Source organism: Ensifer adhaerens, assembly GCF_000697965.2.
GTDB classification, from domain to species: Bacteria; Pseudomonadota; Alphaproteobacteria; order Rhizobiales; family Rhizobiaceae; genus Ensifer; species Ensifer adhaerens.
The window spans coordinates 430,343-453,366 of sequence record NZ_CP015880.1; the positions used below are offsets into that span (position 1 = coordinate 430,343).

At 63.4% G+C, this 23,024-nt stretch carries 20 protein-coding genes and 1 pseudogene; 13 read left to right on the forward strand and 8 right to left on the reverse strand.

From position 1 onward, the window contains the following. Positions 1-4 precede the first annotated feature (4 nt). The 3 genes from FA04_RS02005 to FA04_RS02015 form a co-directional block, all read right to left on the reverse strand. On the reverse strand, positions 5-1,510 hold the full coding sequence (locus tag FA04_RS02005; RefSeq protein ID WP_034801417.1) for an inorganic phosphate transporter: 1,506 nt from the start codon (positions 1,508-1,510) through the stop codon (positions 5-7). A 136-nt stretch (positions 1,511-1,646) separates the two neighbouring features. Then, complete coding sequence (locus FA04_RS02010; RefSeq protein ID WP_034801419.1) at positions 1,647-2,153, reverse strand: NUDIX hydrolase; 507 nt, start codon at positions 2,151-2,153, stop codon at positions 1,647-1,649. A gap of 313 nt (positions 2,154-2,466) precedes the next feature. Further along, positions 2,467-3,255, reverse strand: a complete 789-nt coding sequence (locus FA04_RS02015) for a FadR/GntR family transcriptional regulator (protein ID WP_082572963.1) — start codon at positions 3,253-3,255, stop codon at positions 2,467-2,469. A 270-nt stretch (positions 3,256-3,525) separates the two neighbouring features. On the opposite strand from FA04_RS02015, the gene FA04_RS02020 reads away from it, so the two are divergent. Continuing rightward, entirely contained in the window at positions 3,526-4,800 is a 1,275-nt protein-coding gene (locus tag FA04_RS02020) for a DUF3422 family protein (RefSeq protein WP_034800929.1), read from the forward strand. Positions 4,801-4,872: 72 nt separating this feature from the next. Here FA04_RS02020 and FA04_RS02025 read toward each other — a convergent pair whose 3' ends face one another. Beyond that, positions 4,873-5,769, reverse strand: coding sequence for a LysR family transcriptional regulator (locus FA04_RS02025; RefSeq protein WP_034800931.1), 897 nt, complete (start codon positions 5,767-5,769; stop codon positions 4,873-4,875). Between the two features lie 106 nt (positions 5,770-5,875). Here FA04_RS02025 and FA04_RS02030 point away from each other — a divergent pair, with 106 nt between their 5' ends. The 4 genes from FA04_RS02030 to glcF all read left to right on the forward strand — a co-directional run bounded on the left by FA04_RS02030 (position 5,876) and on the right by glcF (position 10,342). Continuing rightward, complete coding sequence (locus FA04_RS02030; RefSeq protein WP_034800933.1) at positions 5,876-7,315, forward strand: FAD-linked oxidase C-terminal domain-containing protein; 1,440 nt, start codon at positions 5,876-5,878, stop codon at positions 7,313-7,315. After that, positions 7,312-8,523, forward strand: coding sequence for a glycolate oxidase subunit GlcE (glcE, locus tag FA04_RS02035; RefSeq protein WP_034800935.1), 1,212 nt, complete (start codon positions 7,312-7,314; stop codon positions 8,521-8,523). Before FA04_RS02030 ends, glcE begins: the two co-directional genes overlap by 4 nt. Positions 8,524-8,554: 31 nt before the next feature. Further along, positions 8,555-8,935 carry a DUF4870 family protein gene (locus tag FA04_RS02040; protein ID WP_034800937.1) on the forward strand — a complete coding sequence of 127 codons (381 nt, stop codon included), beginning with the start codon at positions 8,555-8,557 and terminating at the stop codon, positions 8,933-8,935. 111 nt (positions 8,936-9,046) lie between these two features. Next, complete coding sequence (glcF, locus tag FA04_RS02045) at positions 9,047-10,342, forward strand: glycolate oxidase subunit GlcF (protein WP_034800940.1); 1,296 nt, start codon at positions 9,047-9,049, stop codon at positions 10,340-10,342. Positions 10,343-10,408: 66 nt separating this feature from the next. On the opposite strand, the gene FA04_RS02050 is transcribed toward glcF, so the two are convergent. Both FA04_RS02050 and FA04_RS02055 read right to left on the reverse strand, forming a co-directional pair. After that, the gene (locus FA04_RS02050; protein WP_034800943.1) at positions 10,409-11,104 is read right to left on the reverse strand and encodes a L,D-transpeptidase; all 696 of its coding nucleotides are present in this window, start codon (positions 11,102-11,104) and stop codon (positions 10,409-10,411) included. 191 nt (positions 11,105-11,295) lie between these two features. Continuing rightward, positions 11,296-12,069: a L,D-transpeptidase gene (locus FA04_RS02055; RefSeq protein WP_034800946.1), complete on the reverse strand. Its 774-nt coding sequence runs from the start codon at positions 12,067-12,069 to the stop codon at positions 11,296-11,298. Positions 12,070-12,325: 256 nt separating this feature from the next. On the opposite strand from FA04_RS02055, the gene FA04_RS02060 reads away from it, so the two are divergent. Continuing rightward, complete coding sequence (locus FA04_RS02060; protein WP_034800948.1) at positions 12,326-12,970, forward strand: DNA-3-methyladenine glycosylase I; 645 nt, start codon at positions 12,326-12,328, stop codon at positions 12,968-12,970. Positions 12,971-13,030: 60 nt separating this feature from the next. Here the strand turns inward: FA04_RS02060 and copM are convergent, their stop codons facing one another. Together copM and FA04_RS02070 are read right to left on the reverse strand one after the other, a co-directional pair. Next, on the reverse strand, positions 13,031-13,417 hold the full coding sequence (gene copM, locus FA04_RS02065; RefSeq protein WP_034800951.1) for a CopM family metallochaperone: 387 nt from the start codon (positions 13,415-13,417) through the stop codon (positions 13,031-13,033). A gap of 108 nt (positions 13,418-13,525) precedes the next feature. Then, complete coding sequence (locus FA04_RS02070) at positions 13,526-13,954, reverse strand: hypothetical protein (RefSeq protein ID WP_034801425.1); 429 nt, start codon at positions 13,952-13,954, stop codon at positions 13,526-13,528. Between the two features lie 536 nt (positions 13,955-14,490). Here FA04_RS02070 and hisS point away from each other — a divergent pair. From hisS to FA04_RS02100, 7 genes and pseudogenes are all read left to right on the forward strand, one after another. After that, positions 14,491-15,732: pseudogene (gene hisS / locus FA04_RS02075) on the forward strand (histidine--tRNA ligase); the annotation flags it as partial. Between the two features lie 46 nt (positions 15,733-15,778). Next, the gene (locus tag FA04_RS36665) at positions 15,779-16,036 is read left to right on the forward strand and encodes a zinc finger domain-containing protein (RefSeq protein ID WP_371273162.1); all 258 of its coding nucleotides are present in this window, start codon (positions 15,779-15,781) and stop codon (positions 16,034-16,036) included. Beyond that, the gene (locus FA04_RS02080) at positions 15,921-17,054 is read left to right on the forward strand and encodes an ATP phosphoribosyltransferase regulatory subunit (RefSeq protein WP_371273164.1); all 1,134 of its coding nucleotides are present in this window, start codon (positions 15,921-15,923) and stop codon (positions 17,052-17,054) included. Before FA04_RS36665 ends, FA04_RS02080 begins: the two co-directional genes overlap by 116 nt. Then, complete coding sequence (hisG, locus tag FA04_RS02085) at positions 17,051-17,746, forward strand: ATP phosphoribosyltransferase (RefSeq protein WP_034800957.1); 696 nt, start codon at positions 17,051-17,053, stop codon at positions 17,744-17,746. Before FA04_RS02080 ends, hisG begins: the two co-directional genes overlap by 4 nt. Positions 17,747-17,892: 146 nt before the next feature. Further along, positions 17,893-18,600 (forward strand): glutathione binding-like protein, encoded by a 708-nt coding sequence (locus FA04_RS02090; protein ID WP_034800959.1) that lies wholly within the window; start codon positions 17,893-17,895, stop codon positions 18,598-18,600. An 87-nt stretch (positions 18,601-18,687) separates the two neighbouring features. After that, positions 18,688-19,911, forward strand: a complete 1,224-nt coding sequence (locus FA04_RS02095; RefSeq protein ID WP_034801428.1) for an NAD(P)/FAD-dependent oxidoreductase — start codon at positions 18,688-18,690, stop codon at positions 19,909-19,911. Between the two features lie 216 nt (positions 19,912-20,127). After that, a complete protein-coding gene (locus FA04_RS02100) occupies positions 20,128-22,926 on the forward strand; it encodes a bifunctional diguanylate cyclase/phosphodiesterase (RefSeq protein ID WP_034800961.1) in 2,799 nt (932 codons plus the stop codon). The last annotated feature ends 98 nt before the right edge of the window (positions 22,927-23,024 follow it).

Here is a 23,024-nt window from a genome sequence, read left to right on the forward strand (position 1 = left end):
GCCTTCAGGTGAAAATGCCGGAGAGGATGAAATAAAGTACGGCCGACAGGGCGGCAGAGGCCGGGACGGTGATAACCCAGGCGCCGATAATGGTGAGGAAATGCGAGCGACGGACGAGATGCCGGCGCCGCACCTCGGCAAAGTTGGTTTCCGCCGATTCCATGAAATCCGCCTGTCCCGTTTTTTGCCGGACATATTCGAGCCGCCGCTTGGAATTGCGGATGTACCATTCGCGGAAGAAGCCGACGCCGAAGACGGCGCCGACGGCCGTGTGCGTCGAGCTGATGGGCAGGCCGAGCGCCGATGCCAGCAGCACGGTGACCGCGGTGGCCAGTGCCACACAGAAAGCGCGCATCGGATTGAGCTTGGTGATCTCCTGGCCGACGACTCGGATGAGCTTCGGGCCGTAGAGCAGCAGACCGATCGAGATGCCGAGCGCGCCGATCGCAAGTTCCCACAGGGGCGCCGGTGATTTGTCCGTCGTGATGACGCCGTCGAGCGCCGAGACGATCGCAGCCAAGGGACCGATGGCGTTGGAGACGTCGTTGGCGCCGTGAGCGAAGGAAAGCAGTGCCGCCGCTACGATCAAAGGCAGGCGGAAGAGCCGGCGCAGCGACTGGTTGCGGTTTTCGAGCCCTTCCGATTGGCTGGCGATCCAGGGCTTTGCCTGCAGATAGACCGCAAAACCGGCGACGCCGCCGGCAGCAAGACCCACGGGCATGGTGATCGCGGCCACCTGAACCAGTGCGATCACCGCGAGATAGGCCATGAAGCAGCCGGCGGTGACGCCAAGGATGACCGGCATCCATCGCCTGGCCGCGGCGATCTTGTCCTCGCGGTAGATGATGAATTCCTTGAGGAAAGCGAGGAGGGCTGCGGCGATGGCGCCGCCGAGTAGCGGCGAGACCGACCAACTGAGCGTGATGCCGGCGAGCGACCACCATTGCACGCTCGAGAAGCCGGCCGCCGCGATGCCGGCGCCGACGATGCCGCCGATGATCGAGTGCGTGGTCGAGACCGGTGCCCCGGAATAGGTGGCGATGTTGATCCAGGCCGCCGCGGAAGCGAGTGCCGACATCATGATCCAGACGATTGCCTGTGGTCCAAGCACGTCTTCGCCATAGACGATGCCCGCCTCTATCGTCAGCGCGACCTGCCGGCCGGCAAGCAGCGCCCCGGCGATCTCGAATATCGCGGCGATGGCGAGCGCCGTCGCCATCGACATCGCCTTGGCGCCGACTGCGGCGCCAACGTTGTTGGTCACGTCGTTCGCGCCGATGTTCATGGCCATGTAGCCGGCAATGGCAGCCGCCGCGATGATGATCGGCGCGCTGGCGGAGCTCGTCACGAAGCTCGCGGCGAAGGCCATGCTCAAGAGCAGGAACAGCCCGGCGAGCGCAGGTGCCGCGAGGCTGCGCTTGACATGTTGCGACGCCTCTTCGGCAAGGCTGAGCTTGTCGAGGTCTTTGTCGATCGTTTGTTTTGCGAGGCGTATGCGCGGCTGTGCCACTACCTGGAACTCCATTGTCACGACGGCCACTAAGGCCACAGCGACACGCATTCAAGTGGATTTGATGGACATCCGTATGGCGCAGGCCGGGAACCCGCGTCTGGCGGCGTCGAATGCTCTTGGAATGCTTGAAAGGCTAGCCGTTCACAGCCTTCGGCATCGGGCTCGCTGCGCTCTCCATGCGTTCACCGAAGGCAAGGATGAGATCTTTCAGCGACGGTTCGGCAACCCGCGAGGCCGCTTCCTTGTAGTCGACCCATTCGAGCTGTCGGCGCCCTTCCTCGGGGAAGTGCTTGCAGAGATCGTCGACTTCCAACGCGTGCACCTGCACCTTGACCGAAATCTTCAGCCCGTGATCCATGCGCTTCTGGTAGAGATAGTAGCCGGCGGTCGCCTTCTGCACATGCCCCTTGACGCCGGCTTCCTCGTAGGCTTCGCGCTCGGCCACTTCATGGGCGCGCTTGCCCTGCATCGGCCATCCCTTGGGAATGACCCAGCGGCCGGTATCGCGGCTGGTGATCAGGAGGATTTCGAGGGCCTTGGTCTTCTTGCGGATCCGATAGCAGAGCGCGGCATACTGCATGCGCGCCGGTCGACGCAGCATCAATTGGACATCGGATGCGAGCCTGTTCAAGAAGTTCAAGGTCGTCTGTGCTCCTCTCGGCGAATCAGTGGCTTTAATTGCTTTGCCGGCCAGTATGGCAGCGTCCTGCAGCGTGTAAATGTCGCGGGTATTCGGCAGCCGGATATGCGGTTTGCTTTCCGCAGAACTGTGGTCCGGATACGACAGGATATGGTGTTTTCGCGGCATATTTGCAAACCGACCGACAGCCATACGTTGTCGTCGGATCACGATTGGTTTCGGGGTGGAACGGTTCGAGATCGCAAGGGCGATTGATTCCGACCGGAGAGGCGGCTGCAGGGTAGAGCCGGGGGTCGGGCGCGGGCCCGATCTGTCAGTTCGCGCGGTCGCGCTGCTGCATGCGCAGGCGGGCGATGCGGTTCCATTCTCCGGTGCGTTCCGCCTCGCGGGTGGCGGCGGCGACGAAGTCGATATGGCTCTGCGAGGCGGCTTTCGCCTTCGCCGGATCCCTTGCCATGATCGCCTCGTAGATCGCTTCGTGCTGCACAAGAAGCCGGTCGCGCGCCCCCGGCGCATCGAAGACCGAATTGCGATGGAAGAATATGCCCTGCTGGAGCAGCCGGTAGCAGGCGCGCAGCGTGTGCAGGAGAATGATGTTGTGGGCGCTCTCACCGATCGCCTGATGCAGCTCGATATCGGCTTCGAGTTCGGCGTCAAAATCGCCGGCGGCGTGCGCTCTGCGCATGCGCTCGATGATCCGTGTCAGGATGTCCCGGTCGTAATCCGTCGCGCGGGTGGCGGCGAGTTCCGCTGTCAGCCCCTCAAGCTCGCGCCGGTATTCGAGGTAATCCTGGGTTGCCTTGTGATGGCGCGCAATGAGGTCGATCAGCGGCCTGGAGAAGATCTGCCCGACGACGTCGGCGACGAAGGTGCCACCGCCGTGGCGGCTTTCGACCAGGCCACGCCCTTCGAGTTCCTTCAGCGCCTCGCGCAGGATCGGCCGCGACACGTCGAAGCGCTTGGAGAGTTCCCGCTCGCCGGGCAGACGGTCGCCGTCGCGCAATACGCCTTCGAGGATCAAAAGCTCGATCTGCTGCACGACCTCGTCCGCCGTGCGGCTATGGCTGATACGGGCGAAAAGGTCGATCTGGTCTTCGGTCACGTCTGGTCTCCAGATCACGCGGATTTCGGCCGGGTTTGCCCGAAATCGCGAATGTGGTCGGTTTGCATGCGGCAAGGGCGAAAGGAGCGTCGATGCTCAGCGCCGCAATCTAGGCAGGTCGCGCAAAGTGGTCAATTTGATTGTCCACTTGGGTGCGTCCGATTGGATGCGACTGACAAAAGTCAAACTGCGGCAATGCGTCCTTTGTTCTTTTGCTCTTTCCGTTGATAAGAAAGTTGTGATGAACGCGTGAGGGGGACAAGGCGCTTCATGGCAAAGGGTAGTTTTGCATTTCCGGTGGCGCCGATGCGCGCTTTGGCCTTGGGCGAGGTTCATTCGCGCCCCTATGCGCTGGTGACCACGCCGCGGGTGATCTTTCAGCTCGCCTTCCTGACAGATGGTGGCTCGATCGTCGATCACGCCGTGCTGTCGGAGCTTTCGCGGGCCCGCGGCATCGCGCCGCCCGGCCGTGACGCCAACCATCACGCGATGCCTTGGGGGCAGGGCACGCTGCGCTGGGAGCGTCATACCGAATTCTCCACCTATTTCTGGGACGCGCCGCCGCCGGAGAAATTCGGCGGCGATGTGCCGATCCATCCGTTCGGCGACGGCTTTTCGCCGCCCGGCTCTCTGATCTCCGGCATCCGCCTCGAGATCCGGCCGGATACGCCCGAGACCCGCGAGGCCATCGGCCTCTTCGATCCGACGAGCCTCTGTTACAGCGAGACCAAGAACGGCCAGGCGGTGATCGTCACCGACTTCCGCCAGAACGGTGACGGCCTGACGCAGATCCTGGTGATCGATCGCGGCATGACGGAAGCCGGTACCGGCGCACTCGTCCAGCGCTTGCTCGATATCGAAACCTACCGGACGCTGGCGATGATGGGCCTGCCGCTTGCGCAGTCGCTGTCGCCGGAAATCCGCCGGACGGAGGACGGGTTGACGGCGGTGACCCAGCGCATGAAGGAAAACGTGCGCGAGGAGGCCGACGACATGTTGGCCGAGATCACTCGGCTCGCGGCCGATCTCGAGGCCGGTGCCGCGCTCAGCCTCTATCGCTTCGGCGCCAGCCGCGCCTATTACGGCATCGTCCAGGAGCGCATCCGCACGCTCGCCGAAACGCCGGTGCCAGGCTACGAGACCATCGGCACCTTCCTCGAACGACGTTTGGCGCCGGCCATGCGCACCTGCCAGTCGGTCGAGGAGCGCCAGGCGAACCTGTCGCGCAAGCTCGCCCGCGCCACGGCGCTGCTTCGAAGCTGGGTCGACGTCGAGCTTGAACGGCAGAACAGCGCGCTTTTGAACTCGATGGACCGGCGCGCCAGGTTGCAGTTGCGCCTGCAGCAGACCGTCGAAGGCCTGTCGGTCGCCGCCATCTCCTATTACGTGGTCGGGCTGTTCGGCTATCTCGCCAAGGCGGTCAGCCACGAGCTGCCGATCGATCCCGGTCTCTTGACCGGGCTTGCCGTGCCCTTCGCCGTTGCCGGGGTCTGGCTGATCGTGCGCCGCATTCGCCGCCACCACGAGGACAGCGAGCATAAGTAAGCAATTCCAGCAAAAGTGTGCAGCGGTTTTGCGTCCGGAATTGCGGAAAACAAAGATGCCAGGCCGGTTCGCCTACTGCTCCCAATAGGGGATCGGTCCGTAGAGTTCGGCGAGATAGTCGATGAAGAGGCGCACCTTGGCCGGGAGGAACTGGCGGCTTGGGTAGACGGCCGAAAGCGTCAGCTGCTTCGAACCTTCCCATTGCGGTAGCACCTGCACCAGCTGGCCGCTGCGCAATTCCGGGCCGATATCCCAGGTGGAGCGCAGTGCAACGCCGGCGCCGGCGATGACGGCAGCGCGCACAATCTCCGAGGAGTTGGTGACGAGCGGCCCTTCCGGGTGCCAGACCAGCGCGCCCTCCGGCCCTTCGAGCTTCCAATTGTCGTTGTTATGCGCCGGCAGGCAGAGGTGGTTGGCGAGGTCGCCGATCTCTTTCGGTGCGCCGTTGCGGGCGATGTAGTCCGGCGAGGCGCAGAGCAGCCGGCGGACGGGGGCAAGCTTACGGGCGACGAGCGACGAATCCACCAGTTCGCCGATCCGAACCGCCATGTCGAAGCCTTCCGCGACGATGTCGGTGAATTCGTCCGTCAGCACGATGTGCAGTTTCAGATCCGGATGGTCCTTCATGAACTTGGTCAGATGCGGCGCGATGTGCATGCGGCCGAAGGAGGTGGGTGCCGATATCCGCAGCACCCCGAGCGCATGCGACGAGCGGCCCGACGCATAGGCTTCCGCCTCCTCGATGCCGGTCAGAATGCCGAGCACCCGGTCGTAGAAGCCCTGGCCGGCTTCCGTCAGCGAAATCTGGCGCGTCGTGCGTTGAAGGAGGCGCGTGCCGAGCCGGTCTTCGAGTCTCTTGATGCGCTTGGAGATCACAGCTGGGGAAAACCCCAGCGCCCGCCCCGCTGCCGACATACTGCCGGTGGAAACGACCCGTGCAAAAATCTCAAGATCGCCTAAATTCGTCATCAATCGTTGCCATTATTTCCAAAACGGAAAAGCTCAATAGCATTTGCGAGGCCTCTGTCCTAGTGGTAAAGAAAATGAACCAATCGATATGCGGCGGGAGGAGCTGATGGCGGAGACAATCGGTTTTCTGCAGCCGAAACCAGAGGTTATCGCCCGGCGCCGCGAGATTATCGCCGACCTCTCGGACCTGCTGCCCGAGGGCTGTCTGATCAGCGACGAGCGCGGACTGAAGCCGTTCGAGACCGATGCCTTCATCGCCTATCGCCGCATGCCCCTGGCGGTCGCCTTGCCGGAAACCACCGAACAGGTGGCCGCGCTCCTGAAATACTGCAGCCGCTACGGCGTTCCCGTCGTGCCGCGCGGGGCCGGTACCTCGCTTTCGGGCGGTGCCATCCCACAAGAGGATGCGGTCGTCATCGGCCTCTCGAAGATGTCGCGCATCCTCGATGTCGACCTTTTCAATCGCACCGCCACCGTTCAGGCGGGCGTTACCAACCTCAACATCTCCGAGGCGGTTTCCGCCGATGGCTTCTTTTATGCACCCGACCCGAGCTCGCAGCTCGCCTGCACGATCGGCGGCAACATCGGCATGAATTCCGGCGGTGCTCATTGCCTGAAATACGGCGTCACCACCAACAATCTGTTCGGCGTGAAGATGGTGCTGTTCGATGGCACCGTCGTCGATCTCGGCGGCAAGGCGCTGGATGCGGCGGGCTATGATCTGCTCGGCCTCGTCTGCGGCTCGGAAGGCCAGCTCGGTATCGTCACCGAGGCGACGGTGCGGTTGATCGCCAAACCGGAGGGAGCCCGCCCGGTGCTCTTCGGCTTTGCCTCCTCGGAGGCGGCCGGCGCCTGCGTCGCTGATGTCATCGGTTCCGGCATCATTCCCGTCGCGATCGAGTTCATGGACAAGCCGGCGATCGAGATCTGCGAAGCCTTCGCCCACGCCGGCTACCCGCTCGATGTCGAAGCGCTACTGATCGTCGAGGTCGAAGGCTCCGAGCCGGAGATGGATGCGATGCTCGCGAGCATCGTTGCGGTCGCGCGCCGTCACGGGGTCGCGACCATCAAGGAATGCCAGTCGGCCATGGAAGCGGCCGCGATCTGGAAAGGCCGGAAATCCGCCTTCGGCGCCACCGGCCGCATCGCCGACTATATCTGCATGGACGGCACCGTGCCGCTCAGCCAACTCTCCCATGTGCTTGCCCGCACCGGTGAGATCGTCGCGAGCTACGGCCTGCGCGTCGCCAATGTCTTCCACGCCGGCGACGGCAACATGCATCCGCTGATCCTCTACAACATCAACGACCCGGAGGATGCTGCGCGCGCCGAGGCTGCCGGGAACGATATCCTGAAGCTCTGCGTCGACGCGGGTGGCTGCCTCACCGGCGAGCATGGCGTCGGCATCGAAAAACGGGATCTCATGCTGCATCAGTACAACCAGATCGACCTCGACCAGCAGATGGCGGCGCGAGCTGCCTTCGATCCGCAATGGATCCTGAACCCGTCCAAGGTCTTCCCTCTTAAAGGGCGTCCCGCCGCATGATCGTGCATTTCGAACCGGCCAGCGAAGAGGGGATTGCGACCGTCGTTCGCGCCATGGCGGCGGACAAGGCGTCGCTCGCAGTGATCGGCGGCAACACGCGCTCCGGCCTCGGCAATCCTGTGCGCGCCGATCGGGTGCTGTCGACCCGCCGCCTTTCCGGCATCGTCAGCTACAATCCGGCCGAAATGACGATCACTGCGCTTGCGGGAACGCCACTGCGCGAGATCGGCGAGGCATTGGCCGAAAACCGGCAAATGCTCGCCTTCGAGCCGATGGATCACCGGCCGATCTTCGCCTCCTCGGGTGAGCCGACGATCGGCGGGGTCTTTGCCGCCAACGTATCCGGCCCCAGGCGCTATGTCGCCGGTGCCGCCCGCGACAGCCTGCTCGGTGTGCGTTTCGTCAACGGCGAGGGCGAGGCGATCAAGGCCGGCGGGCGTGTGATGAAGAACGTCACCGGTCTCGATCTGGTCAAGCTTTTGGCTGGCTCGCATGGCACGCTCGGCATCCTCACCGAAGTCACCTTCCGCGTCCTGCCGCTGCCGCCGGCGTCGGAGACCATCGTCGTCTCCGGGCTCAACGATGCCGAGGCGGCGGCGGTCATGGCCGAGGCAATGGCGCAGACAACTGAGGTTTCCGGCGCGGCGCATCTGCCCGAGAGCGTGCGCGGACGGTTCCTGGATGGCAACCTTCCGGATGGTGCAGTCACCGTGCTCAGGCTCGAAGGGCTGGAGGCATCCGTTGCGATCAGGGCTGAAAAGCTGACAAAGGCAGTCGGCCGCTTCGGCGCGGTGACGCGGCTTGATGCATCGCAAACAGCAAGGCTTTGGACGGAGATCCGCGACGTCAAACCCTATGCCGACGGTACCAGGAAGCCGCTCTGGCGCGCGTCCGTCGCCCCGTCGCTTGGCCATCAACTGGTAGCAGCACTGCGGCTGCAGACCGGCGTCGACGCTTTCTACGACTGGCAGGGCGGTCTCGTATGGTTGCGCATGGAGGCCGATCCCGAGGCGGAACTGGTGCGCCGTTACATCAAGGTTCTCGGCGGCGGCCACGCGACCCTCGTCAGGGCCGATGACAGCTACCGTCAGGCCGTTTCATCGTTTGAACCGCAACCCTTGCCCGTGGCACAGTTGAGCGAGCGCGTGCGCGCGAAGTTCGACCCGCACCGGATCTTCAATCCCGGCCGCATGGCCGCGATTTCCTGAGCGCATTCGCAAGGGAACAGGAGAGACAAGCATGAGCGATAAGGGTCCGCAGACACCGTTCTCCCGGGAGACCGATCGCTGGCTGGAGCCGGGCAAGATCAACGTGCAGGTGATCTATGTCCTTTATCTCGTCGGGTTTGCGGTGGGCATCACGCCGATCATCGGCGTCGTCATGGCCTATCTCAATCGTGGCAAGGGCGCGCCGTGGGTCCAGACGCACTATGTCTGGGCGATCCGGACCTTCTGGATATCGCTGCTGTTCCTGTTGATCTCGCTGTTGCTGACGGTGGTGCTTGTCGGCATCCTCGGCTTCATCGCCACCGCTGTCTGGATCGTCGTGCGCTGCGTCGTCGGCCTGCAAAGGGCCGCGCGCGAAGAGCCGATCACCAATCCCGAGGGCTGGATGGTTTAGGCCGGTATGCAACCGGAGACCGGCAAGGTCGAAGGAAGCTGAAAACAGAATGTTGCAATCGACCGCGGCGCGAAGCGCCCGGTTCCGCAGGACGAAGAGTGGAGTTCGCACTTGCAGACCAATTTTACCGCCGCGCAGCTCGCCGATCCGCACGTGGCCGAATCCGAGGCCATTCTGCGCAAGTGCGTGCATTGCGGCTTCTGCACCGCGACCTGTCCGACCTATGTTACGCTCGGCGACGAGCTCGATAGCCCGCGTGGGCGTATCTATCTCATCAAGGACATGCTGGAGAACGGCCGGGCGGCCGACAAGGAAACGGTCACCCATATCGACCGCTGTCTGTCGTGCCTCGCCTGCACCACTACCTGTCCCTCCGGCGTCGACTACATGCATCTCGTCGACCATGCCCGCGTGCATATCGAAAACACCTATCGCCGCCCGTTCAAGGACCGGCTGGCGCGTTCCGTGCTCGCAGCCGTGCTGCCCTATCCGCAGCGCTTCCGCCTGTCGCTGAAGGCAGCCGGCCTTGCCCGGCCGCTCGCCGGATTGATGAAGCGCGTCGCCTTCCTGAAAACTCTTGGCGTGATGCTCGATCTGGCGCCCGCCGTCGTGGCGGAGCCCTCGGCTTCGGCCACACCCGGCGTTCATGCGCCCAAGGACAAGCGTGTCGGCCGCGTTGCGCTGCTCAGCGGCTGCGCCCAGCCCGTGCTGAAGCCGGAGATCAACGAGGCGACGATCCGGCTTCTGACGCGATTTGGTGTGGAGGTGGTCGTTTCGGCCGGCGAGGGCTGCTGTGGCGCGCTGGTGCATCACATGGGCCGCGAGAACCAGGCGCTCGAAGCCGCGCGCCGCAACGTCGATGCGTGGCTCAAGGTTGCCGACGAAGGTGGACTCGACGCCATCGTCATCACCGCTTCGGGTTGCGGAACGACGATCAAGGACTACGGCCACATGCTCAGGCTCGATCCCGCCTATGCGGAAAAGGCCGCACGGGTCTCGGCGCTGGCCAAGGACATCACCGAGTATCTGGCGACCCTCGACCTGCCGGAACAGGAGGCGCGCGGCATGACGCTCGCTTACCATTCCGCCTGTTCGATGCAGCACGGCCAAAAGATCACGCTTGCGCCGAAGCAGCTTCTGAAGCGCGCCGGCTTCGTCGTGCGCGATCCGGCCGAGGGCCATCTCTGCTGCGGTTCGGCCGGTACCTACAACATCCTGCAGCCGGAAATCTCGGCCAAGCTGAAGGCGCGCAAGGTGAAGAACATCGAGGCGACGAAGCCGGATGCGATCGCGACCGGCAACATCGGCTGCATCACCCAGATCGCCAGCGGCACCAAAATCCCCATCCTGCATACGGTCGAATTGCTCGACTGGGCCTATGGCGGGGCAAAGCCTGAGGAGCTCTGAGGCAAAGCAAAAGGCCGGCCACCTTTCGGGAGCCGGCCTTTTTGGTGGGTGGAAGTTTCGGCGTCCTCAGCCGCCAAAGATCTGGCGGAAGATGTCGACGCCGCGATCGTCGAAATAGGTGTCGCCGGCCTTGCTGCCGGGGCCGATGACGATGACCTTCGTGCCGACGTCGGCGCGGTCGTAGAGATGCTCCACGTCCTCGTTCATCATGCGGATGCAGCCGGAAGACATGTTCTGGCCGATGGTCCAGGGCTGGTTGGTGCCGTGGATACGGAAGATCGTGTCGCGGCCGCCCTTGTAGAGATACATGGCGCGGGCGCCGAGCGGGTTGTCGATGCCGCCTTCCTGGGTGATCGGCAGGATGCGGCCCTTGGCGGCCTCGCGGCGGCGCATTTCGGCCGGCGGCGTCCAGGTCGGCCATTCGGCCTTGCGGCCAACCTTCACGACACCCGACCAGCCGAAGCCGTCCCGGCCGACGCCGATGCCGTAGCGCGTCGCGCGGTTCGGGCCGTCGATGTAGTAGAGAAACTTGTTGTTGGTATCGACGATGATCGTGCCGGGGGCTTCGTCGGTGCGGAAGCGAACCTTGGTGCGCCAGTATTGTTTTGCCGGCTTCTTCGGAGTGGCCACGAGTACAATGTCTGACGACTGGATCTTGGGGCCTGCTACGGGCGCCGGCGTGAAAGCCGAGGCGCTGGCGGCCACAAGAATAGTGCTGGTCGCAATCGCGATTGCGACCACTTTGCTGGCATGACGCTTCATTTACGATTCCCTCTAAACCCTCGTTGCAGGCAGGCTATGCAAAACGCATCGAAGTTCAAGCCCGCGATACATCCGGTAGATCAAACGTGATCACAAAACTTGCCTGTCCTTACGCTGCTGTTGCCTGAAAATCACGCATAGGCAACAGCAACACGGGTGAGGAGAGGGGAATATTCTATGCAGTGCTGCAATTAGATGACGATAACCTTCGTGCCCACTTTCACGCGCTCGTAAAGATCGACAACGTCTTCGTTGCGCATGCGGATGCAGCCGGAGGAAACGGCATAGCCGATCGTCCAGGGCGCGTTGGTGCCGTGGATGCGGTAGAGCGTCGAGCCGAGATACATGGCGCGTGCGCCGAGCGGATTTTCCGGGCCGCCGTCCATGCGCGCCGGCAGGTAATGGCCCTTGGCCGCCTCGCGGGTGATCATCTCCTGCGGCGGCGTCCAGCTCGGCCATTCCGCCTTGCGGGTGACCTTGTGGGCGCCGGCCCATTCGAAGCCCGGCTTGCCGACACCGACGCCATAGCGCCGTGCCTCACCGTTGCCGGTCACCAGATAGAGGAAGCGGTTGTTGGTATCGATGACGATCGTGCCCGGCTTTTCCTTGCTCTCATAGGCGACCGTCTGCGGCAGGTACTGCGGGTCGAATTTCGATTTCACCGGCCGCTGGGCGCGCATGGCATTGGCCGGCTGGATCAGCGGATTGACGGCGCGGCGCTTGACCTGAGGTTTCGCGACCTGTCCCTGCTGATAGAACTGTTTTCGGGTGGCCTGCGGAATCTGCTGCCGGTAGATAACCTGCCGCGTGCGCGCCTGCTGTCCGCCGAGCTGCATCACCCAGGGGGCGGTGAGGTCGGGACTGACGACGACGGGCGGCCTGTTCTGATACCGGTCCTGTGCTCCGGCCGGGCCAGCCACGAGGGTCAGAAGAGAGGCGGCTATAAGAAGAGACTTTTTCAACATCGGACGGACTCGCTACCTTTCGCCGAAAATCACTGAAGGGGGCGCAGTCTGCCGGTGAGCGGAATGCTCGAACGGACGGGTTGCGCCTTGGCAATGGGGGCAATCGTGTCATTTGGAGGGCGACCGAATGGTAAACGGTGCCTCGTTAAAAGCCGATGGCGCCGATAAAGCTTTGGGTAGGGTTATCCGCTGCTTTAGGAATCTGGTTTGCAAATGGTAAAGGCAGGAAAATGAGCAGGATGGAGCAAAGAGGGCGATGACGGCCAAGGGCATTGTGATCGGTGAGGACGGATTTTTGCGTTGCGCCTGGCAGGGCAATCTCGACGATTATCGTCGCTACCATGACGAGGAATGGGGGCGCCCGGTCACCGACGACCGCCGGCTTTTCGAGAAGATCTGCCTGGAAGGTTTCCAGTCCGGCCTGTCCTGGCTGACGATCCTGCGCAAGCGCGAGGCGTTTCGCGCCGCCTTCGCCGGTTTCGATTTCGACGCGGTCGCAAAGTTCGGCGACGCGGAAATCGGGCGTTGCCTTGCCGATACAGGCATCGTGCGTCATCGCGGCAAGATCGTCTCGACGATCAACAACGCGCGCCGCGCCCAGGAACTGAGGCAAGAGTTCGGTTCGCTGGCGGCCTATTTCTGGTCCTATGAGCCGCAGGCAGCCGAGCGTCCGCAGGTGGTGACCTATGAAGCGATCGTCGCCAATCCGACGACCCCGACCTCGACCCGCATTTCCAAGGATTTGAAGAAGCGCGGCTGGACCTTCGTCGGCCCGACGACGATCTACGCCTTCATGCAGGCCATGGGCCTCGTCAACGATCACATCGAAGGCTGCCACTGCCGCACGGTCGTCGAGGAGTTGCGTGGCAAGCTTGCAAGGCCCCAGGCCCGCGTCGCCTGATGAGTGCGCCCGTCGTCTGCCTGACGACGGGTGTTTGCCGGTGGCGTTGGGACTGCGGGTTCAGCCGCCGTTCTTGGCGAGCCACGCCTTCATCGTCCTGATCTCGCCTTCCTGCGCCTTGATGACCTCTTCGGCCAGCTTGCGCAGCGTTTCGTCCTTACCGTATTCGAGCTCCACCTTCGCCATGTCGATCGCGCCCTGATGGTGGGCGATCATGCCGCGCACGAAGTCGATGTCCGCCTTGCCGGTGTAGGTGATGTCCATGTCCTTGTGCATGCGGGCATTGGCTTCGGCGAAGGCTTTGCTCGAAGGCGAATTGTCGCCCTTCGGCATCGCGGTTTCGGTCGCTCCATGGTGCATGCTGCCGTGTCCGGACTCCTCTGCCAACGCAGGAAAGCCGAGGCAGGCGGAAAGCGCGAGGGCGGCGATCAGCGGTTTCAGCGACATGGTGTTTCCTTCCTTATCTGATGTCTCGTGCCAAGAGGCCGGCCGTGGCCGGCTCCTTGGCACTCCATCAATCTAGGGAAGGGCTGGCTGCGGATTCAACCCGTCCGTTCAGGCGTCAAGCGCAGGACGCTCGCGCGGAAAGGCGAAAATGCCCTGCAGCATGTTTTCGCCGGTGGACGCGTCGAGCGACGACCGGCCGACGCAGAAAAGCTGTGCCGCCTTCAAACTTGGCAAGCGCACGAGCGCCGTGAAGCAGAACGAAGACGGCGACGCGGTTGCCTGCTCGAGGATGTTGAGCACTGTCACGCGATCCCGGCTGTCATAGGCACGCACCAGATCGACGATGCCGCAGGAGCGGTTGGAAGCGCCAAGCAGGGCGGCGGTTCGCTCGCCCAGATGAAAGACGCCGCTGGCCAGATCGCAGCGCCATGTCTCCACGAAATAGTCGCTTTCATCGAGGTGGTCCATCCAGGCCGAATGCGCCCCGAGGTGCCCGGGTTGGATGGCTCCCGAGCCAGGTGTCATGAACCTCAACATGATGCCCTTCTTCTCGCCGCGCGGACGTGATGTCTCGTTACCGGAGACCGCCACTGCCGCAAGGCGCTTCGATGCGTTGTTTGCCATTGAAGTGTTTTCCCGATGCAGTCATTGCATCGAAAACTCGTTTGTAGGTACTCGGCCCTTGGCCGCGAAGATAGACGATCATCGGTGCAGCCGGAACGTCGTCGATCGGTCAGGCGATAAACTTTTAGTGATTGCATATCGTCTAATGCGCCTTGTGGTTGAGGTCAAGTCCTCCCCGACGCGTCGCGATGGTGCGTGTCGATCCCGATGACGCGAAGCTCACCCGTGCTAGGCTTTGACGCAAAGCGCCGGCGCATGGCCCGGGCGAACGCTTTGCGCGGTGCAAACCCTTGCCGCCCCCCACTTGATCCGATAGGGAAAGCAGCCAACAAGAGACAGTCCGGAATGCTCCCATGACCGAGAAACAGAAGAAACCGCAGAAGCTCAAGGCGCGTCTTCCGCGCGGCTTCGTCGATCGCTCCGCTGCCGATATCCGCGCGACGGACGAAATGATCGGCAAGATCCGGGCGGTCTACGAGCATTATGGTTTCGACCCGGTCGAAACACCGCTGTTCGAATACACCGATGCGCTCGGTAAGTTCCTGCCCGACAGCGACCGGCCGAACGAAGGCGTCTTCTCGCTGACCGATGACGACGACCAGTGGATGTCGCTGCGCTACGACCTGACGGCGCCGCTCGCCCGTCACGTCGCCGAGAACTTCAACGAGATCCAGCTGCCGTTCCGCACCTATCGCGCCGGCTACGTCTTCCGCAACGAGAAGCCTGGCCCGGGCCGCTTCCGCCAGTTCATGCAGTTCGATGCCGACACCGTCGGTGCCGCCGGCGTCCAGGCGGACGCCGAAATGTGCATGATGATGGCCGACACCATGGAAGCCCTTGGCATAGCGCGCGGCGACTACGTGATCCGCGTCAACAACCGCAAGGTGCTCGACGGCGTCATGGAGGCGATCGGTCTTGGCGGCGACGACAAGGTCAATGCCCGCCTGACGGTGCTGCGCGCCATCGACAAGCTCGACAAGTTCGGCCCCGAAGGCGTCAGGCTCCTGCTCGGCGAAGGCCGCAAGGACGAAAGCGGCGACTTCACCAAGGGTGCGGGCCTCAATGGCGAGCAGATCGACAAGGTCCTGTTCTTCGTCGGCATCCAGAATTATGCCGAAAGTGCCGACGAACTGGCAGTGCTCGTTTCAGGCACCGCCAAGGGCGGCGAAGGTGTCGAGGAACTCAACACCATCCGCAGCCTGGTCCTGAGCGCCGGCTACGAGGCTGACCGCATCAAGATCGACCCCTCGGTCGTGCGTGGTCTCGAATATTATACCGGCCCCGTCTTCGAGGCCGAGCTGCAGTTTGCCGTCACCAACGAGAAGGGCGAAAAGGTCGTCTTCGGTTCGGTCGGCGGTGGTGGTCGCTACGACGGTCTCGTGTCGCGTTTCATGGGGCAGCCGGTCCCGGCGACCGGTTTCTCGATCGGCGTTTCCCGCCTTATGACGGCGCTGAAGAACCTCGGCAAGCTCGGTGCATCTGACGTGCTCGCGCCTGTTGTCGTCTGCGTCATGGACCGCGACATCGAGGCGATGGGCCATTACCAGCGTTTCGTGCAGCAGCTCCGCCATGCCGGCATCCGCGCCGAAATGTACCAGGGCAACAAGAAGAACTTTGGCGATCAGCTGAAATATGCCGACCGCCGTGGCTCGCCGCTCGCCATCATCCAGGGTGGCGACGAGCGCGCCGCCGGTGTCGTGCAGATCAAGGATCTGATCGAGGGCAAGCGCCTGTCGGGTGAGATCGAGGACAACGCGGCCTGGCGCGAGGCGCGCGTGGCCCAGGTTTCCGTGCCGACGGCCGAACTGGTCGAAAAGGTGCGCGAGATGCTGGCGGCACAGGCCGAGGATCGGGCAAGGGGCTGACGACTATGGCCCTCATCAATCTGCCTGCCTTTGCCGATGCGCTGCTTGCCGACTTCGAAAGCCTCGGCGCGCTGCGTGTCGACACTCCGGTGATCCAGCCGGCCGAGCCTTTCCTCGCCATGGCCGGTGAGGATCTGCGCCGCCGCATCTTCATGACCGAGAGCGAGACCGGCGAGAGCCTGTGCCTGCGGCCGGAATTCACCATTCCCGTCTGTCTCCGCCATATCGAGGCGGTGACCGGAACGCCGAAGCGCTATGCCTATCTCGGCGAGGTCTTCCGCCAGCGCCGCGAAGGCGGCAACGAATTCTACCAGGCCGGCATCGAGGATCTTGGCGACACCGATACGGCGGCAGCCGATGCGCGCGCCGTCTCTGACGCGATGCGCATCGTCGCCAACCGGGTGCCGGGCCGGTCTCTCAGCGTGACGCTTGGCGACCAGGCCGTGTTTGAAGCCGTCGTCGGTGCCTGTGGCCTGCCGGCTGGCTGGCAGAAGCGGCTGATCCACGCCTTCGGCGACCAGAAGCACCTGCAGAAGCTTCTGACCGAGCTCGCCCATCCGCGCACGGTCGGCGTCTTCGGTCCTGAAGTCGTGCGGCTGTCGATGGACGGCCTGCTCGAAGACGAGGACCGTCTCGTCGCGCATGTCGCCGCAACGATGGAAGCGACCGGCTATTCGACCAACGCTAGCCGTTCGCCGCAGGATATTGCGCGCCGGCTGAAGGAGAAGATGGAACTGGCGAACACGCGGCTTGACCGCAGAACGCTGGATCAGGTCGCCGCGTTCCTGGCGCTCGACGTGCCGCTTGCCGATGCGCCGGCCGCACTCTTCGCTTTCGCGCAGAAATCCGGCCTCAAAATCGATGATGCGCTCGCCCGTTTCGATGCCCGCGTTGCCGCCCTTAGCAAGGCCGGTTCCGACATCGGCGCCATTCGTTATCGAGCGGCCTTTGGTCGTCCTCTCGACTATTATACCGGCCTGGTTTTCGAGGTTGAGCTTGCCGGAACGCATGCCGTCCTTGCCGGCGGCGGCCGCTTCGATCGGCTGCTGACTCTGCTCGGCGCCCGCGAGCATATCCCGGCCGTCGGCTTCTCGCTCTGGCTCGACCGCATCGAAAAGGCGATTGCCTCTGAAGGAGGCGCCCAATGACCATCACTATCGCCTTGCCGTCCAAGGGGCGGATGAAGGATGACGCTTCGGCGATCTTCGAACGCGCCGGCCTGAAGATCGTTGCCGTCGGCAACGACCGCTCCTATCGCGGCCGCGTCGAAGGTGCTGATGATGTGGAGATTGCGTTCCTTTCGGCGTCGGAAATCTCGCGAGAGCTCGGCAACGGCTCAATCGATTTCGGCGTAACCGGCGAAGACCTGGTGCGCGAGGGGCTTGCCAACGCCGATGCGCGCGTCGAGTTCTGCGCCCGTCTCGGCTTCGGTCATGCCGACGTCGTCGTCGCGGTGCCTGAGGTCTGGTACGACGTCGACACCATGGCCGACCTTGGCGACGTTGCCGCCGATTTCCGTGCCCGCCATGGTCGCCGTCTGGCGATCGCCACCAAGTACTGGCGGCTGACGCAGAACCATTTCTCGGGCAGCCACGGCATCCAGCTTTACCGCATCGTCGAAAGCCTCGGGGCGACCGAAGGCGCGCCGGCCTCTGGTTCCGCCGACATTATCGTCGACATCACCTCGACCGGTTCGACGTTGAAGGCAAACCACCTGAAGATACTCACCGATGGCGTGATCCTGCGTTCCGAAGCTTGCCTGGTTCGGGCGCGCAAGGCGGCTCACGAGGGCGATCCTGTGGTGGCACGGATTATCGCGGCCGTGCGTAGCGTCCTTTGACGCTGCGAACGGGGCATGCGCGGTCTTGACGATCCCGCCGGTTACAAAAATAAAGTAGGGCCCTCAAAAGGCGCGCCCTCCGCTCCTATGTAAGTCTGCGTGCGGCGTTTCTGCCGCCTCCCGCTGTTCCGTTCCAGGAGACCTTCATGGCCGATCTGTCCGCCTTTCCGATCACCAAGCGCTGGCCGGCGAAAAACCCTGATATCATCCAGCTCTATTCGCTGCCGACGCCGAACGGCGTGAAGGTTTCGATCGCGCTCGAAGAGCTGGGCCTGCCCTACGAACCGCACCGCATCGCCTTCGATACCAATGACCAGAAGTCGCCGGAGTTCGTCTCGCTCAACCCCAACGGCCGCATCCCGGCGATCATCGATCCCAACGGCCCGGATGGAAAGCCAATCGGGCTGTTCGAGTCCGGCGCGATCCTTATCTATCTCGCTAAAAAGACCGGCAAGCTGCTGCCTGCCGACGCGGCCGGCCGCTACGAAACGATCGCCTGGGTTATGTTCCAGATGGGCGGCGTCGGTCCGATGTTCGGCCAGTTCGGTCACTTCTTCAAGTTCGCCGCCGACAAGGTCGCCAACAATTCCTACCCCGTCGAGCGCTACCGTGACGAAGCCAAGCGGCTGCTCGGCGTGCTCGAAACCCGCCTTGACGGGCGGCAATGGCTGATGGGCGACGATTACACGATCGCTGACATCGCCACCTATCCCTGGGTCGAAGGTGCGCGCAGATTCTATGGCGGTGCCGAGGTCCTGGATTACAAGAGCTTCCCCAAGGTGATGGCCTGGGTCGAGCGCGGCCTGTCGCGCCCGGCGGCTCAAAAGGGCATGGACGTGCCGCGCAAGGAATAGCAAACGGCGTGGCCTGTGCCAGAGTTGACGAAGCTCGGGCGGAAGGCTAGGCCTTGTTGTACAGATGAATAAAGGCAGGTGGGAAGCGTGTCCGGAAGGCTTGTTGTTGTCGGTGGCGGTCAGGCCGCCTTTGCTCTAGTTGCGAAGCTCCGTGCGCTCAAGGACGAGCGGCCGATCACCATCGTCGCCTCCGAAGCAAGCCTGCCCTATCAGCGCCCGCCGCTCTCCAAAAAGTATCTCCTGCGCGAGATGAGCCTCGACCGCCTGCTCTACCGGCCGGAAGCCTGGTACGGCGAGCACGCTGTCGACGTGCGCCTCGAAACGACCGTGATCGGGCTTGACCGGGCCGGCAAACACGTGACGCTCAGCGATGGCACATCGCTCGACTATGAAGTGCTGGCCTTTGCGACCGGCGCCACGCCGCGCCGGCTGCCGGCCTCGGTCGGCGGCGATCTCGAGGGTGTCTTCGTCGTTCGCGACTTCAGGGATGCCGACAGCCTTGCCGAGGAGATGAAGCCCGGCCGTCGCGCGCTCGTCATCGGCGGTGGTTACATCGGTCTTGAAGCGGCAGCCGTCGCGCGCACCTGCGGCCTGGACGTCACGGTCATCGAAATGGCCGACCGCATCCTGCAGCGTGTTGCCTCCTCGGCGACGTCGGGGCTCGTGCGCGACATTCATCGTGGTCGCGGCGTCGATATTCGCGAGGGTACCGGTCTCAACCGCCTCGTCGGCGACAATGGCCGTGTCACCGCGGCGGAACTCTCCGATGGTTCCACCTTGCCGGTCGATGTCGTCATCGTCGGCATCGGCGTGACCGCCAATGATCGCCTGGCCCACGACGCCGGGCTCGAAACCGCAAACGGCATCGTCGTCGACGCGCATGGCCGCACCTCCGATCCGGCGGTCTTCGCGATGGGTGATTGCGCCGTTCTTCCCTTCGAGGATCTGCGCATCCGGCTGGAGTCGGTGCAGAATGCCGTCGATCAGGCCGAAGCGGTCGCGGCTATCCTTGCCGGCAGTGATGCCCCTTACGATCCCAAGCCCTGGTTCTGGTCGGACCAGTACGACGTCAAGCTGCAGATCGCCGGCTTCGGGCTCGGCCACGACGAAACCATCGTCAGGCCCGGCCAGCGCGAAGGCAGCGTGTCGGTCTGGTATTTCCGGCAGGGGCGCCTGGTGGCCGTCGATGCGATCAACGACGCCAAGGCCTATGTGACCGGCAAGAAGCTGCTGGAGAGCGGCATCAATCCTGACCGAGCCGTCATCGCCGATCCCCAATCCGACCTCAAGGCGCTGCTGTCGCAAGCATAGGCGGCGAACCACGCCAGGCGGCGCTTTTTGGCAGGCTGCAACTTGAAGGCGGCGTGGTTTCAAAATTCGTTAACGACGAAACTATTGTCTTGCTGGGCAATTGCCCGGCAGAGCCTCGATTTATCACTTCCTTAAATCACCTGACGCCAACACAGGCAGCTTAAGTGGAGGCGAGAGGTCTCGTTTCCCGACAGAATTTGATTTAGGCGATTGGCGATGTTCAAGGTTCTTACATGCCTGGTGGTAGAGCATAATCCCAGACTGGTCGTTTTGGCCGCACTTGTGTGCTTTCTCGCGAGTTACGGAGCAGTAACGCTGCTGCAGCGCGCCCGCGGCTCCTCGGGCAAGGCGAAAGCGATCTGGGCGACGGCCGCCGGCATCGCCAGCGGCTTCGGCATCTGGGCGACCCACTTCATCGCCATGCTCGCCTATGATCCCGGCGTCGTCCTCGGCTACCAGATGGATCTCACCGGCCTGTCGCTGGCCGTTGCCATCATCCTCACCACGACGGCCCTATTGATCGCGACCCATGTTCAGGACCGCCTCGGCTGGATTGCTGGCGGCTTCGTTCTCGGCGGCGGCGTCGCCTGCATGCATTTTCTTGGCATGGCGGCGCTCGACGTGCCGGGCAGCATCCGCTGGAATGCGGCACTGGTCGTCGCCTCCGTGGTCGTCGGCTCGCTGTTTGACATCGCCGCTCTGCGCACGATCGCCAGTGTCGGCAAGCCGCTGAAGGCGAAGATCCTTGCCACCCTGCTGATGACGCTCGGGATCGTCGCGTTGCATTTCACCGCCATGGGTGCGGTCACGATCGAGGCCGATCTGCTGACGCCGACCCATGCGGGCATGATCCAGCCGCATCTGCTTGCCTTCGTCATCGCCGGCACCGCCTTCTTCCTGCTGTCGATGGTGCTGATCGCCGCCGGCTTCGCCCATCATGCCGAGCTTTCCGCCGCTGCTGCCGAACGGGAATTCGCCCGCTTCGTGCGCAGCGTGAAGGACTACGCGATCTATATGCTCGACACCGACGGCCGCGTCGCCAGCTGGAACGCCGGCGCCGAGGCCAACAAGGGCTATAAGGGCGAGGAAATCGTCGGCAAGAATTTCGCCTGCTTCTACTCGCAGGAGGATCAGCGCGACGGCGTACCGCAGCGGGCGCTCGAGGTCGCACTGGCCGATGGTAAGTACGAGAACGAAGGCTGGCGCTATCGCAAGGACGGATCCCGGTTCTGGGCTCACGTGGTGCTCGACCCCTTCATGGACGACGACGGCAAGCACGCCGGCTTCATCAAGATCGTCAAGGACATCACCAAGGCGAAGCTTGACGCCGACCGTATCGCCGAAGTCAGCAACAATCTCGATGTCGCGCTCGAAAACATGTCGCAGGGCATCTGCCTGTTCGACAGCAGCGACCGGCTGTTGCTCTCCAACCGTCGCTGCCGAGAGATCTTCGGCTTCTCCGAGACACTCGCCGGCAAGGGGCTGACCTTCCGCGAAATCCTCGATATCGTCTTTGCCCGCATCTACACAGATCCGGAGATGGCCCGGACCAAGGCCGAGGAGCTCTACCAGAAGCACCGGATCGAAATGGTCGGCAATGGCGGCGGCGATATCGTCGAAAAGCTCGTCAACGGCCGCTCGATCCTGACCAAGCATCGCACGCTGCCCGATGGCGGCTGGGTGAGCACCTATGAGGACATCACCGAGCGGCTCGACACCGAGGAGCAGATTACCTTCCTTGCCCGCCACGACAGCCTCACGGGGCTGCCGAACCGGCTGCAGTTCAGCAGCTATCTCGAAGAGGAGCTGGACGCGGCCGCCTGGTTCAACCGCAAGGTCGCCGTCATCGGCATCGACCTCAACAAGTTCAAGGAAGTCAACGATCTGCACGGCCACGCCGCCGGAGACTTCGTGCTGGTGACGATCGCCCAGCGCATGAAGGGCCTTCTGCAGGAAGGCGAGTTCGTGGCACGCTTCGGCGGCGACGAGTTCGCGGCGGTCAAGCGCTTCGAGGAACTCTCCGAGCTTAACGACTTCCTGCGCCGGATCGAAAAGAGCCTGCATGAGGAAATGCGCTTTGGCGATTTCGAGCTCAAGTCCGGCGGCAGCATGGGTGTCGCGATCTATCCGCAGGATGCCGAGACGGCCGACACGCTGATCAACAATGCCGACCTTGCGATGTACCGGGCGAAGGCCGCCCTCAACCAGACCGTCTGCTTCTACGAGGTGTCGATGGATGAAGCTGCCCGCCAGCGGCGCGCGCTTGCCAACGATCTCTGGGACGCGGTCGAGAAGAAGCAGCTTGCCTTGCACTACCAGGTGCAGAAGTCTGTGATGAGCGGCGCCGTCATCGGCTACGAGGTGCTCCTGCGCTGGAGCCATCCGGAACGCGGCATGGTGCCTCCGAGCGAGTTCATCCCGCTTGCCGAGGAATGCGGCGCGATCCTGCCGATCGGCGAATGGGTGCTGCGCGAGGCCTGCCGCGAGGCGGCGGGCTGGGAGAGCAGTCACAAGATTGCCGTCAACCTTTCGCCGGTCCAGCTTGCCAACGGCGACATCGTCAGTCTGGTTCAGGACGTGCTTGCCGACACGGGTCTCGACCCGAACCGGCTGGAGCTCGAAATCACGGAATCGACGATCATCGACGACAAGGAGCGGGCGCTGCTGACGCTGCGCCAGATCAAGGAACTGGGCGTCACCATCGCGATCGACGACTTCGGGACCGGCTATTCGTCGCTCGAGACGCTGCGGTCCTTCCCCTTCGACAAGATCAAGCTCGACCGGAGCTTCATGTGGGAAGTGGAAGGCAGCCCGCAGGCCAAGGCGATCGTGCGCGCCATTCTTGCGCTCGGCCAGAGCCTGTCCGTGCCTGTCCTTGCCGAAGGCGTCGAAACGCAGAAGCAGCTCGATATCCTGCAAGCCGAGGGCTGCGACGAGGCGCAGGGCTATCTGCTTGGTCGCCCGGCGCCGATCACGGTGCTCTTCACGGGCAAGGACGACGCGGCGGCAGCCTGAGCCGTACGTCCGCGTCTCTGCCGCACACCTTCACCGCAATCGCCCATGGGGCGGTTGCGGCGGCCATATGTGATCGAGGGTTCTCTACACTCGGGCCC

Bases quoted from the DNA above. Each gene is read 5' to 3' on its own strand.
- FA04_RS02100 (WP_034800961.1), top strand. From the start codon at position 20,128: ATGTTCAAGGTTCTTACATGCCTGGTGGTAGAGCATAATCCCAGACTG.
- FA04_RS02070 (WP_034801425.1), bottom strand. From the start codon at position 13,954: ATGTTGAGGTTCATGACACCTGGCTCGGGAGCCATCCAACCCGGGCAC.
- copM (WP_034800951.1), bottom strand. From the start codon at position 13,417: ATGTCGCTGAAACCGCTGATCGCCGCCCTCGCGCTTTCCGCCTGCCTC.
- glcE (WP_034800935.1), top strand. From the start codon at position 7,312: ATGATCGTGCATTTCGAACCGGCCAGCGAAGAGGGGATTGCGACCGTC.
- FA04_RS02055 (WP_034800946.1), bottom strand. From the start codon at position 12,069: ATGTTGAAAAAGTCTCTTCTTATAGCCGCCTCTCTTCTGACCCTCGTG.
- hisG (WP_034800957.1), top strand. From the start codon at position 17,051: ATGACCATCACTATCGCCTTGCCGTCCAAGGGGCGGATGAAGGATGAC.
- FA04_RS02090 (WP_034800959.1), top strand. From the start codon at position 17,893: ATGGCCGATCTGTCCGCCTTTCCGATCACCAAGCGCTGGCCGGCGAAA.
- FA04_RS02030 (WP_034800933.1), top strand. From the start codon at position 5,876: ATGGCGGAGACAATCGGTTTTCTGCAGCCGAAACCAGAGGTTATCGCC.
- FA04_RS02020 (WP_034800929.1), top strand. From the start codon at position 3,526: ATGGCAAAGGGTAGTTTTGCATTTCCGGTGGCGCCGATGCGCGCTTTG.
- FA04_RS02050 (WP_034800943.1), bottom strand. From the start codon at position 11,104: ATGAAGCGTCATGCCAGCAAAGTGGTCGCAATCGCGATTGCGACCAGC.
- FA04_RS02025 (WP_034800931.1), bottom strand. From the start codon at position 5,769: ATGACGAATTTAGGCGATCTTGAGATTTTTGCACGGGTCGTTTCCACC.
- FA04_RS02060 (WP_034800948.1), top strand. From the start codon at position 12,326: ATGACGGCCAAGGGCATTGTGATCGGTGAGGACGGATTTTTGCGTTGC.
- FA04_RS02040 (WP_034800937.1), top strand. From the start codon at position 8,555: ATGAGCGATAAGGGTCCGCAGACACCGTTCTCCCGGGAGACCGATCGC.